2 protein-coding genes are annotated in these 1,548 nt (G+C 60.4%); both read right to left on the minus strand.

Annotation, left to right across the window (positions count from 1 at the left end; all coding sequences use genetic code 11):
- Positions 1-189 (minus strand): FAD-dependent oxidoreductase (locus ACE3UY_RS10545; RefSeq protein WP_374687490.1); only part of this gene is annotated, 189 nt, incomplete at its 3' end.
- Positions 190-284: 95 nt separating this feature from the next.
- A complete protein-coding gene (locus ACE3UY_RS10550) occupies positions 285-1,226 on the minus strand; it encodes a phytoene/squalene synthase family protein (RefSeq protein WP_374687491.1) in 942 nt (313 codons plus the stop codon).
- Positions 1,227-1,548: the final 322 nt, after the last annotated feature.

The raw sequence follows: 1,548 nt of genomic DNA on the forward strand, positions 1-1,548 counted from the left end.
CATGAAGGGCGCGGTGATGACCGTCGGCCCACCGTCAAACTTGAACCCGTCCCGCTCGAACACGTAAGCCCGGCCGCCGGGCTTGTCCTGTTTCTCGAAGATCTCGACCTGATAGCCCCGCGCGGCCAGACGGGCCGCTGCGCCCAGTCCGCCAAACCCGCTGCCGATGATGATGACTTTTTCGCTCATAGTCCCCCAGAAGAGAATTGAGAATTAGGAATTATGAATTCCTTAGGCCGTGTGGTACGCCTGTTTTCCCATTCCTAATTCTTAGTTCTTAGTGATTAATTCCTGTTCCGCCACCAAATACCCGGCAACAGGGCCAGCTTGCGGCGGTCGCTGGTGTGTGCACGATACGTGAAAACGTTGTAATCGTGGGCCTCGATGTCGTCGAGGATGGCCTGGTACAACTCCGCCGCCGCGCCGACGGCGAAGCGCCCGCTCTGACCCAGCATGGCGATGCCGGGCAGCGCCTCGGCGTAGAGCCGGCGCGCGCGGTCGATCTGGAAGCGCATGAAGGCGCGCCAGCGATCCTCCACGACGCCGGCGGCGATGTCGGCTTCCGTCAGGCCGTAGGCGGCCAGCTCATCTTGCGGCAGGTAGACGCGGCCGTTGCGCCAGTCTTCGCCCACGTCGCGCAGGATGTTGGTCAGTTGCAGGGCCACACCCAGCTTGACCGCATAGGGGATCGCCTCCAGGCCGGTGTAGCCGACGACGTGCATGATCATCAGCCCCACCGTCGAGGCGACGGCGTAGCAGTAGTGGGCCAACTCGTCGAAGGTCGCGCGTCGCGTTTGGGTCAGATCGCTGGCGACGCCGTCCAACAGCTGATCGGCATACTGATAAGGGATATGGTAGCGGGCCCGCGTGTCGGCCCAGGCCAGCACGACGAGATCATCCCCCGGCGGGCGGGCGCTCTGGAGGCGCTGCCGCCACTCCTGGAGCTTGATCGCCCCATCACCGTCACTGCGATCGACCAAATCGTCGCTCACACGGCAGAAGGCGTAGAGCGCGCGAATGGCGCGCCGCTCGGCGCGCGGCATCAGGCTCGACGCGATGTAGAAGGTGCGGCTGTGCTCGCGCGTGATCTCCTCACAATGACGGTAAGCGCGTTGGTACTGCGTCCGGTTGAATAGCAGTTCAACGTCGTGCCGCAGCCGATTCTCCAGCGGCGCATAAGCTTGGACCAGGAGGCCGTGCTCCCAAGTGTCGATTTGAACCCCCATGATGCCTTTCTCCTGTATGCTCGCGCACTCGTCGCTCGTGCCGACAGCCCGCCCCGGCGTTGCATTCGGGGACAACTCACGGCTGTCTAGGTTAATTGGACAAATCATAGCGGGCTGCTGTTTATTTGTCAATATAATATTGGCAAAATCTTGATAAGTGATGGGGACTGTGATATTCTCCTGATAATCTATTTATATGCAAACACAACCGATCGGCCAACGATAATGTGATTTTGCGGAGGCGGACTGAGCGACGATGATAAGAGACACGAAGCCGAGCTACAACCTGAAAGTTGTTGTACGGGAAACGGGCATCAAGCCC

It is taken from the genome of Promineifilum sp. (SeqCode) (assembly GCF_041918635.1).
Taxonomy (GTDB): domain Bacteria; phylum Chloroflexota; class Anaerolineae; order Promineifilales; family Promineifilaceae; genus Promineifilum.